At 64.3% G+C, this 14,471-nt stretch carries 13 protein-coding genes; 6 read left to right on the forward strand and 7 right to left on the reverse strand.

Going from position 1 to position 14,471, the window contains the following annotated elements; all coding sequences use genetic code 11:
- Together kdpA and ACVRRC_RS16595 are read right to left on the reverse strand one after the other, a co-directional pair.
- A complete protein-coding gene (gene kdpA, locus ACVRRC_RS16590; RefSeq protein ID WP_125872651.1) occupies positions 1 to 1,701 on the reverse strand; it encodes a potassium-transporting ATPase subunit KdpA in 1,701 nt (566 codons plus the stop codon).
- A gap of 8 nt (positions 1,702 to 1,709) precedes the next feature.
- Positions 1,710 to 1,799: a hypothetical protein gene (locus ACVRRC_RS16595; protein ID WP_017244973.1), complete on the reverse strand. Its 90-nt coding sequence runs from the start codon at positions 1,797 to 1,799 to the stop codon at positions 1,710 to 1,712.
- A gap of 198 nt (positions 1,800 to 1,997) precedes the next feature.
- On the opposite strand from ACVRRC_RS16595, the gene ACVRRC_RS16600 reads away from it, so the two are divergent.
- Positions 1,998 to 2,351, forward strand: coding sequence for a YgaP family membrane protein (locus ACVRRC_RS16600; protein ID WP_014596560.1), 354 nt, complete (start codon positions 1,998 to 2,000; stop codon positions 2,349 to 2,351).
- Positions 2,352 to 2,426: 75 nt separating this feature from the next.
- Here ACVRRC_RS16600 and ACVRRC_RS16605 read toward each other — a convergent pair whose 3' ends face one another.
- Positions 2,427 to 3,320: a LysR family transcriptional regulator gene (locus tag ACVRRC_RS16605; protein ID WP_014596559.1), complete on the reverse strand. Its 894-nt coding sequence runs from the start codon at positions 3,318 to 3,320 to the stop codon at positions 2,427 to 2,429.
- A 157-nt stretch (positions 3,321 to 3,477) separates the two neighbouring features.
- On the opposite strand from ACVRRC_RS16605, the gene ACVRRC_RS16610 reads away from it, so the two are divergent.
- From ACVRRC_RS16610 to ACVRRC_RS16630, 5 genes are read left to right on the forward strand one after another with little or no spacing between them, the layout of a single operon-like run.
- Complete coding sequence (locus ACVRRC_RS16610; RefSeq protein ID WP_125919097.1) at positions 3,478 to 4,989, forward strand: CoA-acylating methylmalonate-semialdehyde dehydrogenase; 1,512 nt, start codon at positions 3,478 to 3,480, stop codon at positions 4,987 to 4,989.
- A gap of 47 nt (positions 4,990 to 5,036) precedes the next feature.
- A complete protein-coding gene (locus ACVRRC_RS16615) occupies positions 5,037 to 5,810 on the forward strand; it encodes an enoyl-CoA hydratase (protein WP_011913069.1) in 774 nt (257 codons plus the stop codon).
- A gap of 36 nt (positions 5,811 to 5,846) precedes the next feature.
- The gene (gene mmsB, locus ACVRRC_RS16620; RefSeq protein WP_472997258.1) at positions 5,847 to 6,737 is read left to right on the forward strand and encodes a 3-hydroxyisobutyrate dehydrogenase; all 891 of its coding nucleotides are present in this window, start codon (positions 5,847 to 5,849) and stop codon (positions 6,735 to 6,737) included.
- Between the two features lie 2 nt (positions 6,738 to 6,739).
- A complete protein-coding gene (locus tag ACVRRC_RS16625) occupies positions 6,740 to 7,834 on the forward strand; it encodes an enoyl-CoA hydratase/isomerase family protein (RefSeq protein ID WP_156245959.1) in 1,095 nt (364 codons plus the stop codon).
- Between the two features lie 38 nt (positions 7,835 to 7,872).
- A complete protein-coding gene (locus ACVRRC_RS16630; protein WP_472997259.1) occupies positions 7,873 to 9,024 on the forward strand; it encodes an acyl-CoA dehydrogenase family protein in 1,152 nt (383 codons plus the stop codon).
- Positions 9,025 to 9,880: 856 nt separating this feature from the next.
- Here the strand turns inward: ACVRRC_RS16630 and ACVRRC_RS16635 are convergent.
- The 4 genes from ACVRRC_RS16635 to ACVRRC_RS16650 all read right to left on the reverse strand — a co-directional run bounded on the left by ACVRRC_RS16635 (position 9,881) and on the right by ACVRRC_RS16650 (position 14,470).
- Positions 9,881 to 10,147, reverse strand: a complete 267-nt coding sequence (locus ACVRRC_RS16635) for a hypothetical protein (protein WP_011913064.1) — start codon at positions 10,145 to 10,147, stop codon at positions 9,881 to 9,883.
- 278 nt (positions 10,148 to 10,425) lie between these two features.
- Complete coding sequence (locus ACVRRC_RS16640; RefSeq protein ID WP_472997260.1) at positions 10,426 to 11,508, reverse strand: CaiB/BaiF CoA transferase family protein; 1,083 nt, start codon at positions 11,506 to 11,508, stop codon at positions 10,426 to 10,428.
- A 75-nt stretch (positions 11,509 to 11,583) separates the two neighbouring features.
- Positions 11,584 to 13,203 carry a long-chain fatty acid--CoA ligase gene (locus tag ACVRRC_RS16645; protein WP_458993387.1) on the reverse strand — a complete coding sequence of 540 codons (1,620 nt, stop codon included), beginning with the start codon at positions 13,201 to 13,203 and terminating at the stop codon, positions 11,584 to 11,586.
- A gap of 127 nt (positions 13,204 to 13,330) precedes the next feature.
- Positions 13,331 to 14,470 carry an acyl-CoA dehydrogenase gene (locus ACVRRC_RS16650; protein ID WP_313289234.1) on the reverse strand — a complete coding sequence of 380 codons (1,140 nt, stop codon included), beginning with the start codon at positions 14,468 to 14,470 and terminating at the stop codon, positions 13,331 to 13,333.
- Between the last annotated feature and the right edge of the window lies 1 nt (position 14,471).

Below are 14,471 nucleotides of genomic sequence, written 5' to 3' on the forward strand. Positions count from 1 at the left end.
TCAGTAGCCCTGCAGTTGGGCGAAGTGTTCGGCGATAGGGCCGAGGGCAAGAGCCGGCAGGAACGTCAGCCCGCCGACCATCAGGATCACCAGGGTCAACAGCGTCACGAACAGAGGGCCGTGGGTGGGAAAGCTGTTGAGGTCTGTCACCGCACGATTCTTGGCCGCGAGGCTGCCGGCGATGGCCAGCACGGGCAGGATGAAACCGAAGCGGCCCAGCAGCATGGCGAACGCGATCATCAGGTTGTGGTAGAGGGTGCCGCCCCCGAAGCCCGCGAATGCCGAACCGTTGTTGCCAGTGCCGGACGTATACGCATAGAGGATCTGGCTCAGACCGTGCGGTCCGGGGTTGCTGATCGACGCGGCGGGACCTGGCAGGCTCACGCCCAGCGCCGCCAGCACGAGCACGCCAACCGGCATCACCAGCAGCGTCGCGACCAGCAGACGGACCTCCCGCGCGTCGAGCTTCTTGCCCAGGTATTCAGGCGTTCGGCCGATCATCAGCCCGGCCAGAAAGACCGTGACCAGCACGAACAACAACATTCCATACAAGCCCGCACCGACACCGCCAAAGACGATTTCGCCAAGCATCATGTTGAACATCGCCACCATGCCGCCAAGCGGGCTGAAGCTGTCGTGCATCGCGTTGACCGAGCCGTTCGATGCCGCCGTCGTGGTCACCGCCCATAGCGCAGAGGCAGCGATGCCAAGACGACTTTCCTTGCCCTCGAGCGAGCCTTGCTGTTCCACCGCCAGGCCCGCAAACGCAGGATTGGGCTGATGCTCGGCCACGAGAACGGTCCCCAGCCCGAGCACGAACAGCAGCAGCATGCAGGCCAGGATCGCCCGGCTCTGACGCAGGTCCCGCACGTAGTGACCGAACATGAACACCAACGCAGCCGGGATCAGCAGGATCGCAGCAACTTCCAGCAGATTGCTCCAGGCCGTCGGGTTCTCGAAGGGGTGAGCCGAATTGACGCCGAAGAAGCCGCCGCCGTTGGTCCCCAGCTGCTTGATTGCAATCTGGCTGGCCGCCGGCCCGAGCGGGATCGTCTGTTCGGCGCCCTGTAGCGTCGATGCCTGAACATAGTCGGTCAGGCTCTGCGGAACGCCCTGCCACACCAGCAACAATGCCAGTACCAGGCTGAGCGGCAGCAAACAGTAGAGGACGGCACGGGTCATATCGACCCAGAAATTGCCGATGCCGCTGGCACAGCGACGCGCCAAAGCACGGCAGAAAACCACCAGCACCGCCAGGCCGACGGCGGGGCTGACGAAATTCTGCACGCCTAGCCCGAGCATCTGGCTGAAGTAGCTGAGCTGGGCCTCACCGCTGTAGGCCTGCCAGTTGGTGTTGGTGACGAAACTGACCGCGGTGTTGAGCGCCAGATGCCACTCGAGACCCGGCAGCTGCTGCGGATTCAATGGCAACTGGCCCTGCAGCACGAGGATCGCGAACAGCGCCGCCAGGCTGATCGCAGTCAGGCTGAGCAGCGCCAGGCTGTAGCCCTTCCACGTCTGCTCGCCTTCCGGATCGACACCGGCCGCGCGATAGCACAATCGTTCCAGCGGCCCAAGCAGTGGAGTCAGCCAGGTACGCTCGCCTTCCATGGCTCGGTACAGATAGCGGCCGAGCCATGGGGCAGGAACCAGTACGAGTACGAAAAAGGCCGCGATCAGCCAGTAGTCATGGGTCTGCATGTGACCTCCTAACCGCGATCGGCGCGCATCAGCGCGACCAACAGGTAGAAGAACAGAACGATGGCCAGGCCCAGCGCGAGCCCGTCGAGAATGGTCATGAATGGTGTACTCCCTGTAACGCGTCGATGCGTGTACCGGAAGTGTCCGGGCTGGCGGCGTAAAGATTCGATTGCAGCGAGGCGCGGGCCGCGTAAAGAAACCGTATTTTTTGAACGCTCCGCTTGTCCGCGGCTGTTGGAACGCCAGCGCAGCGGCGCAGTCCTCTATTAACCACTTGCCTTTTGAGGAAGACGCAGATGATGAAGCAACTGTTCGACAAATCCGCCCCGCAGAACGTCCACGGCTGGGAACGCGCCGCCTCGCTGGCGGGTGGGCTGGTGATGATGGGCAAGGGGCTGCGTCGGGGCGGGCTGATCGGGCTGGCGGAGCTCGCCATGGGCGGTATGGCACTGGCGCGAGGCATCAGCGGGCGCTGCGAAGCCAAGCGCATGTTGACTGAAATGGAGAGCAAGCCAGCCCTGCCGAGCCAGCGCTACAGTCATATGCCGCTGGATTCGGAAGTCCACAGCCCGGACTTCAAGGGTGACAACGTGACATTGCCCGACAGCACACCAATGGGTCACGAGACGCGCGGCACGCCGCAGGTCTGAACCTCTGCAAGGTGGGCTGAAGCCCACCCTTTGCGCGCCGGGAGTCGGCGCCTGCCTCGCCGTACCGACGCCCGATCAAGCCTGCCCCAGCAACCGCCCCTGATTCTGCTGTGCCATCTCCTTGAGGTAGTCCCAGGTGGTGCGCATGCGCGCCAGGTCCTTGAACTCGATGGGCATCAGCATCCAGAAGGTGCGGGTAAAGCTGACCTCCTCTGGCAGCAGCAGTCGCAACCGTGGATCGGCATCGGCGGAAAACGCCGGCAGGATCGCGATCCCCGCCCCCATCGCCACAGCTTCCTGCTGCGCCAGCAGGCTGGTGCTGCGCAGCCCGACCGAGCGGGGATCGGCGATCCCATCGAGAAACAGCAGCTCCTTGCTGAACAGCAGGTCATCCACGTAGCTGACGAAGCGGTGCTCTGCCAGATCCTCGCGGCTGCGGATCGGCGGGTGTTCGTCGAGATACGCCGGCGACGCATACAGCCGCAGCACGTAGTCGGTCAGCCGGGTGATGATGAACGGTCCGCGCTCCGGGCGTTCCAGGGTGATGACGATGTCCGCCTCGTGACGCGACAGGCGCACCGCGCGCGGCAGCGCCAGCAGGTCGATGTTCAGGTGCGGATAGCGCCGGCTGAGCCCGGTGAGCTGGCCGGCGAGCATCACCGTGCCGTAACCCTCGGTGGCGCCGATGCGCACTTGCCCGGAAAGGCCATCGCCCATGCTGGGCAGTGAATGTTCGATGGCCACGCTGGCACTTTCCATGGCCTCGACCCGCGGCAACAGGTTGCGCCCGGCTTCGGTGAGCTTGTAGCCACCCGGCTCGCGCAGGAATAGCTGCAGGCCGATGCTTTTTTCCAGCGCCTGCAGCCGGCGCGAGACCGTGGTGTGGTCGACCGCGAGCCGACGCGCCGCAGTGGTCAGCCGCCCCGCTCGGGCGACTTCGAGGAAATAGCGCAGATTGTCCCAGTCCATGGTTGCCGCCTCCAGCAGGTTCCTGTGCATTTATGCAGAGCGACTCTGCAGTCGATCGCATTGTAATGTGATTTTTTGCATTGCTACATTCAATGCAGCCCTCGCAGCCGTCCGCGAGCCAATAACAACAACAGTGCCTTTTCAGGCGGAGAGCCATATGACAACGTCCAACGCCATTCCTACCGTCAAACTGCTGATCGACGGTGAATTTATCGATTCGACCACCCAGGACTGGCGCGACGTCGTCAACCCGGCGACCCAGGAAGTCCTGGCGCGCGTGCCGTTTGCGACCGCCGAGGAAATCGACCGCGCCGTCGCCAGCGCCCAGCAGGCCTTCAAGACCTGGCGCAAGACGCCGATCGGTGCGCGTGCGCGCATCTTCCTCAAGTACCAGCAGCTGATCCGCGAGAATATGAAGGAGCTGGCGGCGATCCTCACTGCCGAACAGGGCAAGACCCTGGCCGATGCCGAGGGCGACGTGTTCCGCGGCCTGGAAGTGGTCGAGCACGCCGCCGGTATTGGCAACCTGCAGCTCGGCGAGCTGGCGAACAACGTCGCCGCCGGCGTCGATACCTATACCCTGCTGCAGCCGCTGGGCGTCTGCGCTGGTATTACCCCGTTCAACTTCCCGGCGATGATCCCGCTATGGATGTTCCCGATGGCCATCGCCACCGGCAATACCTTCGTCCTCAAACCGTCCGAACAGGACCCGATGGTCACCATGCGCCTGTGCGAACTGGCGTTGGAAGCCGGCGTGCCGCCGGGCGTGCTCAACGTGGTGCATGGCGGCGCCGATGCGGTGAATGCGATCTGCGACCACCCGGATATCAAGGCGGTGTCCTTCGTAGGTTCGACCAAGGTCGGCACCCACGTCTACAACCGTGCCAGCCAGGCCGGCAAGCGCGTGCAGTGCATGATGGGCGCGAAGAACCACGCCATCGTGCTGCCCGATGCGCACAAGGAGCAGACCCTCAACGCCATCGCCGGTGCCGCCTTCGGCGCGGCCGGCCAGCGCTGCATGGCGCTGTCGGTGGTGGTGCTGGTGGGTGAGGCGCAGGCCTGGATTCCCGATCTGGTAGCCAAGGCGCAGACCCTCAAGGTCAACGCCGGTGTCGAGGCTGGCACCGATGTCGGCCCGCTGGTTTCCTGCGCGGCGCTGGATCGCGTCAGCGGGCTGATCGAACGTGGTGTGCAGGAAGGAGCCAGGCTCGAACTGGATGGCCGTAACCCGAGCGTCAGCGGTTACGAGAACGGCAACTTCGTCGGCCCGACCCTGTTTTCCGGCGTCACCCCCTCGATGAGCATCTACCGCGAAGAAATCTTCGGCCCGGTCCTGTGCGTCATGGCGGCGGCGACCATGGACGAAGCCATCGAGCTGATCAACGCCAACCCGAATGGCAACGGCACCGCCATCTTTACCCGCTCCGGCGCGGCGGCGCGGCACTTCCAGGAAGAGATCGACGTGGGCCAGGTGGGCATCAACGTACCGATCCCGGTGCCGGTGCCGATGTTCTCCTTCACTGGCTCCCGCGCTTCCAAGCTCGGCGACCTCGGCCCCTACGGCAAGCAGGTGGTGCAGTTCTACACCCAGACCAAGACCATAACCGAGCGCTGGTTCGACGAAAACGAGGTCGGCGGCCCGGTCAACACCACCATCAACCTGAAGTGACATCACCCACCGGGCCGGCGGACGCGCCGGCCCTCAAGGACGCTGAAATGACATTCGAAACCCTGCTCGTCGACATCCAGGAGCGCGTCGCGCTGATCACCCTCAACCGGCCGCAGGCGCTCAATGCGCTGAATGCGCAGCTGATCAGCGAGCTGAACCAGGCCCTGGGCCAGCTCGAGGCCGATCCGCGGATCGGCTGCATCGTGCTCACCGGCTCGGCCAAGGCGTTCGCCGCCGGCGCCGACATCAAGGAAATGGCCGAGCTGTCCTACCCGCAGGTCTATCTCGATGACCTCTTTGCCGAAGCCGACCGCATCGCCACGCGCCGCAAGCCGCTGATTGCCGCCGTCGCCGGTTACGCGCTGGGTGGTGGCTGCGAACTCGCCTTGCTCTGCGACATGATCTTCGCCGCCGACAATGCGCGCTTCGGCCAGCCGGAAGTCAACCTAGGCGTGCTGCCGGGCATTGGCGGCACCCAGCGCCTGACCCGCGCAGTGGGCAAGGCCAAGGCGATGGACATGTGCCTGACCGGTCGCCAGATGGACGCCGCCGAAGCCGAGCGCGCCGGCCTCGTCGCGCGCGTATTCCCGGCCGAAAGCCTGCTGGAGGAAACCCTCAAGGCCGCCCGGGTGATCGCCGAGAAATCCCTGCCGGCCACCATGATGATCAAGGAAAGCGTCAACCGCGCCTTCGAGACCACGCTGGCCGAAGGCATCCGCTTCGAGCGTCGCGTGTTCCATGCGGTGTTCGCGACCGCGGATCAGAAGGAAGGCATGGCCGCGTTCAGCGAGAAGCGCAAGCCTGAGTTCACCAATCGCTAAGCCGCATCTGGCCATAACAACAAGAGGAAACACGCCATGCATATCGGATTCATCGGCCTGGGCAACATGGGCGCACCCATGGCCCACAACCTGCTCAAGGCAGGCCACCAGCTCAGCGTATTCGACCTCAACGCCGCGGCCGTTGAAAACCTGGTCGGCGCCGGCGCGCTGCCGGTCGACTCCCCGACCGCCATCGCCCAGGGCAATGCCGAGCTGATCATCACCATGCTGCCAGCGGCGCCTCACGTGAAGAGCGTGTACCTGGGCGAGAACGGTCTGATCGCCAGTAGCCGTGCCGGTGTGATGCTGATCGATTGTTCGACCATCGATCCGCACAGTGCCCGCGAAGTGGCCATGGCTGCCGCCGAGCATGGCAACCCGATGCTCGACGCACCGGTTTCCGGCGGCACCGGCGGTGCAGCAGCCGGAACCCTGACTTTCATGGTGGGTGGCAGCGATGCGGACTTCGATCGTGCACAACCGATTCTCGCGGCCATGGGCAAGAACATCGTGCACTGCGGTGCAGCCGGCAACGGCCAGGTGGCCAAGGTCGCCAACAACATGCTGCTGGGCATCTCCATGATCGGCGTCGCCGAGGCGATGGCGCTGGGCGTCGCGCTGGGTATGGATGCCAAGACCCTGGCCGGCGTGATCAACACCTCCAGCGGCCGCTGCTGGAGCTCGGATACCTACAACCCCTTCCCTGGCGTGCTGGACAACGTACCGGCCTCCCGCGGCTACAGCGGCGGCTTCGGCAGCGACCTGATGCTCAAGGATCTGGGCCTGGCCACCGAGGCCGCCAAGCAGGTGCGTCAGCCGGTGATCCTCGGCGCCCTCGCCCAGCAGCTCTACCAGAGCTTCAGCGCCCTGGGTCATGGCGGCCTGGATTTCTCGGCGATCATCAATCAGTACCGCAAGGACACCTGACCATGAGTGCAACCGAACGCCCCGTGCTGGCCGCCGTACGCAACCACGTCGGCCACCTCACCCTCAACCGCCCGGCCGGGCTGAATGCGGTGACCCTGGAAATGGTCCGCCTGCTGCACCAGCAGCTCAGCGCCTGGGCTGCCGATCCGCAGATTCATGCCGTAGTACTGCGTGCCAATGGCGAAAAAGCCTTCTGCGCCGGCGGTGACATCCGTTCGCTGTACGACAGCTTCCAGCGCGGCGACACCGAGCACGAAACCTTCTTCGAGGAGGAATACGCCCTCGACCAGTACATCCATGCCTACCCGAAACCACTGCTGGCGCTGATGGACGGTTTCGTCCTCGGCGGCGGCATGGGCCTGGTCCAGGGCGCGTCGCTGCGAGTGGTCACCGAGCGCGTGCGCATGGGCATGCCGGAAGTTGGCATCGGCTATTTCCCGGATGTCGGCGGCAGCTATTTCCTCTCGCGCCTGCCGGGTGAGCTTGGCACCTACATGGGCGTCACCGGCCTGCAGATCCGCGCCGCCGATGCGCTGCACGTGGGCCTGGCGGACTGGTGCGTCAGCCACGACCAGATTGCCGAGCTGGATCGCTGCCTGGACCGCATGAGCTGGTCGGTCCATCCCCAGGAGGCGCTGCGCACCCTGGTGGCCACACTAGGCACCAACAGGCTGCCCGGTTCCGAACTCAAAGCGCTGCACCAGGCCATCGACGAGCATTTCGCCAAGCAGGACGTGGCATCGGTTCGTGCCTCGCTGGCAGCCGAGAACCGTCCCGAATTCAGCGACTGGGCCGCCGAGACCCTCAAGGTGCTCGACAGCCGCTCACCCCTGGCGATGTGCGTCACCCTGGAGATGCTGCGGCGCGGCCGCAATCTGCCGCTGGCCGACTGCTTCGCCCTGGAGCTGCATCTGGACCGTCAATGGTTCGCCAAGGGCGACATCATGGAAGGCGTGCGCGCGCTGATCATCGACAAGGACAAGTCACCGCGCTGGAGTCCGCCGACGCTGGCAGAGGTCACGCCGGAGCGCGTCCAGGCTTTCTTCGACGGCTTCAAGGCCACCACCGGCAAGACACGCCGCAGCGCCACGGCCTGAACCTCTTTTGCAGCACAACAACAAGAAGAGACCGCGCAATGCATGACCTCGAACTCAGCGAAGACCAACGCATGATCCGCGACATGGCGCGCGACTTCGCCCGCCGCGAGATCGCCCCCCATGCACAGGCCTGGGAAAAAGCCGGCTGGATCGACGACGCCCTGGTCGCCCAGATGGGCGAGCTTGGCCTGCTCGGCATGGTCGTCCCGGAAGAATGGGACGGCAGCTATATCGACTACGTCGCCTACGCCCTGGCCGTGGAGGAAATCTCCGCCGGCGACGGCGCCACCGGCGCGCTGATGAGCATCCACAATTCGGTGGGCTGCGGCCCGGTGCTGAATTACGGCTCGCAGGCGCAGAAGGACGAGTGGCTGGCTAAACTGGCCAGCGGTCGCGCCATCGGCTGCTTTGCCCTCACCGAACCGCAAGCAGGCTCCGAGGCGCACAACCTGCGCACCCGCGCTGAACTGGTGGACGGCCAGTGGGTGCTCAACGGCAGCAAACAGTTCTGCAGCAATGCCAAGCGGGCGAAGTTGGCCATCGTCTTCGCGGTGACCGATCCGGACCTCGGCAAGAAGGGTCTTTCCGCGTTTCTGGTGCCCACCGACACGCCCGGCTTCGCGGTGGAACGCAGCGAACACAAGATGGGCATCCGCGCCTCGGACACCTGCGCGGTCTCGCTCAGCGACTGCCGAATCCCGCAGGCGAACCTGCTTGGCGAGCGCGGCAAGGGTCTGGCCATCGCATTGTCGAATCTCGAAGGAGGCCGTATCGGCATCGGCGCGCAAGCCCTGGGCATCGCCCGTGCGGCCTTCGAGGCCGCCCTGCTCTACGCCCGCGAGCGCGTGCAGTTCGGCAAACCGATTGCCGAGCACCAGAGCATCGCCAACATGCTTGCCGACATGCAGACCCAACTGAATGCGGCGCGTCTGCTGATTCTGCATGCCGCGCGGCTGAAGAGCGCCGGCCTGCCGTGCCTGTCCGAAGCCTCCCAGGCCAAATTGTTCGCCTCGGAAATGGCGGAGAAGGTCTGTTCGCAGGCAGTGCAGATCCACGGTGGCTACGGCTATCTCGAGGACTACCCGGTGGAGCGCTACTACCGCGATGCGCGTATCACGCAGATCTACGAGGGTTCCAGCGAAATCCAGCGCCTGCTGATCGCGCGGGAGCTGGCGAACTATCCGCTTTAGTGATGAATCCTTGCAAAAGGCGGCGCCGATGCCGTTGTGCTGCCTGATGGAAAATCTGGGCAGCCTGGGGTGAATTTTCAGCTTTCATTGGCGGGCCAACGCCCACCCTAGGGTAAATACCTCACGGGAGGTGACGTCCCCGGTCCACCTGCCGCCTGATGGTTTTGCAGGCTGGGCTTCACCCACCACTCGCATAACCACAGCCAAATAAAAAGGGGAGCCGCTAGGCTCCCCTTCAGGGCGTGTTGCTTTGTTCTTCTTCTGCTGACGGGCTTGTTGTTTTTGTTCGCAGCCCGATCGGACCATCGTCCGCATAGCAGTCCCATTCGGGACATAAAGAACAAACGGATTATTTTGGTCGCTGATGTTGCCACTGCCCTCGCGGGCTCAACCGGTTCTGGAGCTGCCTCAAGGCAGTTTTATTGTTCTCGGTCCGGTCGACAGGAAACCTGTCGGGCAATTCCTCTCCAAAAGAATCAGTTTGCTACGTCTCCCACCTGCTTGTTTTTATTGTGTCGGAGTCGCTACGTGTTGTTCTTGTTATTGGGTGTGCTTTCTTGTTCTTGTTGTGGCCATTAGAAAGCATTCGCCGTGCCAGCTTTTGAGACTCCTTTATTTTCAATGAGTTAGCCTTCTTCACCTGTCACGGGAGACTGCTGCGCCAGCCCTTTCGTTACCGCCCACCCCAGGAGACCGTTACGCCGTTCGAAAGGAGTAACACCTTCGGACAGGTTTCCAGTAACAGCAGCTCCGCGTCGGGCGCTCAACGCAGAACACCCCGACAGTGGTCACCGTCAGGGTGTCGATCGCTCGATGGGCATAGGTAGGTTCTTCGGCTGGTTAGCGCCTGGGCGTATCAGGCGTCCGCTGTTTGCACAGCAGTTTCCTTGCGTCTTGCCATGTAATCGCAGGCCAGAATGGCCAGCAGTGGAACGACGCCAACACTGAGGGCAGCGTGCCAGGATCCGATCAGACCCACGAAAAGCATCCCCACGACAACGATCGCAGCGACGCAATGGGCCAGGAAACGACACAGTTCAAGTGCAACTACTTGTTGTTCGGCATTGTTATTCATGACGTTTGACTCCCCGTTTTTCTTGTAATAAGCAGCCTCCGTTTTCATATTAGTCCGCCGTTAAAAGCCTGCAACCAAAACCGACGTGCGGCACGTCTAGGGCGGGCTTTACAGGGATTACCCCATACTTTCGTCGATACCCTTCAATAACTTTGGCGGCTGTTCGAACATAAGTCGCAGATATTCTGGAATCCATTTCCTGACTGTTTGTCCAATAAAGGCCATGCTGATAAGCAGGGCGCCCGGGCAGCACCATGAACGGCCCCAGCGACGCTTTTATTGAAAAAAGCCCACAGGCTTCTTCGCCATTTCACCCCGCCGCGTGCTCAGTCCCACCCTTCGTTCGTACTGCACCGCAGCGTTCGCCGCGCCTTGCCCGGTGTGCGCGAAAACCGCGGCGCCGGCGCCGCCTGCATCATCCCGTCGAGCTCCTGGTAGACCCCGCGCTGGCGCAGATGGGGATGCTGCGGCGCATCGGCCAGTTCCAGCACGGGCGCGAAACAGGCGTCGCTGCCCTCCAGCAAGGCACACCACTCGGCTTGGGTGCGGGTCGCGAACAGCCGCTCCAGCAACTCGCCCTGCGCAGGCCACTCGGCCGGATCGGCGCAGCCCGCCCACAGCGCTTCCGGTGCGTCGATGCGCTCCAGCAGCTCGCGCCAGAACTGCGGTTCCAGCGGGCCGATGGCGATCTCGCGACCATCGGCACAGCGATAGCACCGGTAGTTCGGCGCCGCTCCACCCAGCGGATTGCGCTCACGCTGCAGGTCGATCCGCCCACTCGGCAGCAAGCCGGCGAAGAACGTCATCAGCGAGGACACCCCGTCGACGATGGCCGCATCGATCACCTGCCCCTGCCCTGAGCGCTCGCGCTCCCACAAGGCAGCGAGAATGCCGACGGCGAGGTAGAGCGAACCACCACCGAAATCACCGACCAGATTCAGCGGAGGGATGGCCGGCCCGCTGTCGCCACGGATCGCCGCCAGCGCGCCGGTCAGCGCGATGTAGTTGATATCGTGCCCGGCGGCCTTCGCCAGCGGGCCGCTCTGCCCCCAGCCGGTCATGCGCCCGTAGATCAGCCGCGGATTGCGCGCCATCAGTTCATCCGGCCCCAATCCCAGCCGTTCCATCACCCCGGGGCGGAAGCCTTCGATCAGCACGTCGGCGTCCGCGGTCAGCGCCAGGCAGCGCTCTCGCCCAGCCACACTGCGGATGTCGAGGGTCAGCGTCTTGCGTCCACGATCGACCACCGGGTTCGGCCAGCCATTGCCACCTTCGCGCTCGATACGCAGCACCTCGGCACCCATGTCGGCCAGCAGCATGGCGCAATGCGGACCGGGGCCGATACCGGCGAACTCCAGCACGCGCAGCCCGCACAGCGGTCCGCTACGGGTATCGTCATGTTCGTTCATGATCTATCTCCTCGATTCACACGCGCGCGGACGCGCCCCGCGCCGAAGCACGGAGCGCGTCGGGGGTAACAGGCGTTACTGGTTGACGACGCTGGGCTGGTTTTCCACCAGATGATTGCGATAACGCTCGCGCAGGACCTTCTTGTCGATCTTGCCGGTGGCGGTGAGCGGCACCGCGTCGAAGATCACCGCGTCAGGCATCCACCACTTGACGATGTTCGGCTCCAGGTGGGCGAGGATCTGCTCCACCGTGATCTCGGCATCGCTGTGCGGCTCGACCACCAATAGCGGCCGCTCCTCCCATTTCGGGTGGAACACCCCTACCACTGCCGCCACCTTCACGCCCGGGCAGGCCGCGGCCACGTTCTCGATATCGATGGAGCTGACCCACTCGCCACCGGACTTGATCACATCCTTGCTGCGATCGGTGATGCGCATGAAGCCATCGGCATCCAGCGTGGCGATATCCCCGGTGTCGAACCATCCTTCGGCATCCAGCGCGCTTTTCTCGCTGCGGTAGTAACGTTCTACCGTCCATGGGCCACGCACCTTGAGGCTGCCGGAGCTGACGCCGTCGCACGGCAGCTCACGTCCTTCCTCGTCGACGATCTTGAGTTCGATACCGAATTGCAGGCGCCCCTGGCGCGTCCAGATGGTGTCGTTGGTGGCCTGCTGGCCACGTTCGGCCAGCTTGGGCGTCGGCGTCGCCACCACGCCCAGAGGACTGGTTTCGGTCATGCCCCACAGCTGGCAGACCGCCACGCCGTATTTGGTCTGGAAGGTCTCGGCCATGGCCCGCGGCACCGCGGACCCGCCGATCACCAAACGCGCCAGGCTGCCGGAGTCCTCACCGCTGCGCTCAAGATGGGCGAGGTACATGGTCCAGATGGTCGGCACGCCGCCGGACAGGGTGACGCCCTCGCTCTTGATCAGCTCCTGCAGGCTGGCGCCGTCCATCTTGTCGCACGGCAGGACGAACTTGCAGCCATTGATCGCCGCGGCAAACGGGATGCCCCAGGCAGTGCCGTGATAGAGCGATGAGCACGGCATGATGCAATCGAAGGCGGACAGTCCGAACGCGCCGGAAAGCCCCGCCGCCATGGCGTGCAGCACTACCGAGCGGTGGCTGTAGAGCACGCCCTTGGGGTCGCCGGTGGTGCCAGAGGTGTAACACAGCACCGCACCGGCGTTCTCGTCGAACTGCGGCCAGGCGAGCGGCTGTTCGACGGCGATCAGCTGCTCGTAGCCCATCACCCCTTCGAGACCGGACGAAGGTTGCGCGGCCAGTTCGATGAAATGCCGGATATTGCCCAACCGCGGCCGCAGACGGGCGACGCAGGCGGCGAAGCTGCTGTCGAACAACAGCACCTGGCTGCCGGCATGGTTGATGGTGTACACGATCTGCTCATCCGACAGCCGCGGATTGGCGGTGTGCAACACCGCGCCGATGCCGGGTACGGCGAAGAACAGTTCGTAATGACGATGGGTGTTCCAGGCCAGCGACGACACGCAGTCGCCGGGGCCGATGCCCAGCGCACGCAGCATACTGGCAGCCTGCGCGGCGCGGTTCGCAAGGCCGGCGTAGTCGTAGCGCCAGAGGGGTTCATCGACCAGCCGCGAGACGATTTCGCGGTCGCCATGGGCACGGGCGGCGTGGGTGAGGATGCCGCTGATCAGCAGGGGGGCGTTCTGCATCAAACCTGGTTGCATGTTTCCTACCTCTATCTTGTTTTTATTGTCGACGTGCCGGTCGAGGAAACGGCGTTCTACCGGCATGGTTCTTCGTTTGGCCGCCTCAGGCACGCGGGCGGCGCAGCGGTGCTCAGTCAGATCCTCCGAGGTTGCGGGAGATGACCAGGCGCTGGATGTCGCTGGTGCCTTCGTAGATCTGGCAGACCCGTACGTCGCGGTAGATGCGCTCCACCGGGAAGTCGGACAGGTAGCCGTAGCCACCCAGGGTCTGGATCGCTGCCGAGCAAACCTTTTCTGCCATCTCCGAGGCGAACAGCTTGGCCATCGAGGCCTCCACCAATGCCGGCCGACCGGCCTCGCGTAACGCCGCAGCGTGATGGACCATCTGCCGCGCCACGGCGATCTGCGTCGCCATGTCGGCCAGGCGGAAGGCCACCGCCTGGTGCTCGATGATCGGCTTGCCGAAGGTTTCGCGCTCCCTGGCGTAGTCGCGCGCCGCTTCGAAGGCGGCGCGGGCCATGCCCACCGCCTGGGCGGCGATGCCGATGCGGCCGCCCTCCAGGTTGGCCAGGGCGATGCGGTAGCCCTCGCCCTCCTCGCCCAGCCGGTTGGCCACCGGCACGCGCAGATCCTCGAAGGCAATCTGGCAGGTGTCCGAGGCATGCTGGCCGAGCTTGTCCTCGACCCGCACCACCTGATAACCCGGGCTGTCGGTCGGCACAATAAAGGCACTGATACCGCGCTTGCCGGCGTCCGGATCGGTGACGGCGAAAACGATCACCGTGCCGGCATGCTTGCCCGACGTGATGAACTGCTTGGCACCATTGAGCACGTAGTGATCGCCGTCGCGCCGGGCGCGGGTGCGCAGGCTGCTGGCATCGGAGCCGGCCTGAGGTTCGGTGAGGGCGAAGGCGCCGATCTGCTCGCCGCGTGCCAGCGGGCCAAGGAAATCGCGCTTCTGCTGATCGTTGCCGAAACGCAGGATGGGCACGCAACCCACCGAGTTGTGCACGCTCATGATGGTCGAGCAGGCGCCGTCACCGGCGGCGAACTCCTCCAGCGCCATGGCATAGGCCAGGTAGCCCGTGTCGCTGCCGCCCCACTGCTCCGGCACCAGCATGCCGAAGAAACCGAGCGCAGCCATCTCGCCGATCGCCTCGGCCGGGTAACGGTGCTCGCGGCTCCACTGTTCGGCGAAGGGCTTCAAGCGCTCCCGGGCGAACTGCCGGGCCATCTCGGCGATCGCGCATTGATCCTCATTGGGCAACATG

The sequence above is a fragment of the Stutzerimonas sp. LR2 genome, from assembly GCF_055755175.1.

Coding starts and splice junctions, on each gene's coding strand:
- kdpA (WP_125872651.1), bottom strand. CDS start 1,701: ATGCAGACCCATGACTACTGGCTGATCGCGGCCTTTTTCGTACTCGTA.
- ACVRRC_RS16595 (WP_017244973.1), bottom strand. CDS start 1,799: ATGACCATTCTCGACGGGCTCGCGCTGGGCCTGGCCATCGTTCTGTTC.
- ACVRRC_RS16600 (WP_014596560.1), top strand. CDS start 1,998: ATGATGAAGCAACTGTTCGACAAATCCGCCCCGCAGAACGTCCACGGC.
- ACVRRC_RS16605 (WP_014596559.1), bottom strand. CDS start 3,320: ATGGACTGGGACAATCTGCGCTATTTCCTCGAAGTCGCCCGAGCGGGG.
- ACVRRC_RS16610 (WP_125919097.1), top strand. CDS start 3,478: ATGACAACGTCCAACGCCATTCCTACCGTCAAACTGCTGATCGACGGT.
- ACVRRC_RS16615 (WP_011913069.1), top strand. CDS start 5,037: ATGACATTCGAAACCCTGCTCGTCGACATCCAGGAGCGCGTCGCGCTG.
- mmsB (WP_472997258.1), top strand. CDS start 5,847: ATGCATATCGGATTCATCGGCCTGGGCAACATGGGCGCACCCATGGCC.
- ACVRRC_RS16625 (WP_156245959.1), top strand. CDS start 6,740: ATGAGTGCAACCGAACGCCCCGTGCTGGCCGCCGTACGCAACCACGTC.
- ACVRRC_RS16630 (WP_472997259.1), top strand. CDS start 7,873: ATGCATGACCTCGAACTCAGCGAAGACCAACGCATGATCCGCGACATG.
- ACVRRC_RS16635 (WP_011913064.1), bottom strand. CDS start 10,147: ATGAAAACGGAGGCTGCTTATTACAAGAAAAACGGGGAGTCAAACGTC.
- ACVRRC_RS16640 (WP_472997260.1), bottom strand. CDS start 11,508: ATGAACGAACATGACGATACCCGTAGCGGACCGCTGTGCGGGCTGCGC.
- ACVRRC_RS16645 (WP_458993387.1), bottom strand. CDS start 13,203: ATGCAGAACGCCCCCCTGCTGATCAGCGGCATCCTCACCCACGCCGCC.
- ACVRRC_RS16650 (WP_313289234.1), bottom strand. CDS start 14,470: ATGTTGCCCAATGAGGATCAATGCGCGATCGCCGAGATGGCCCGGCAG.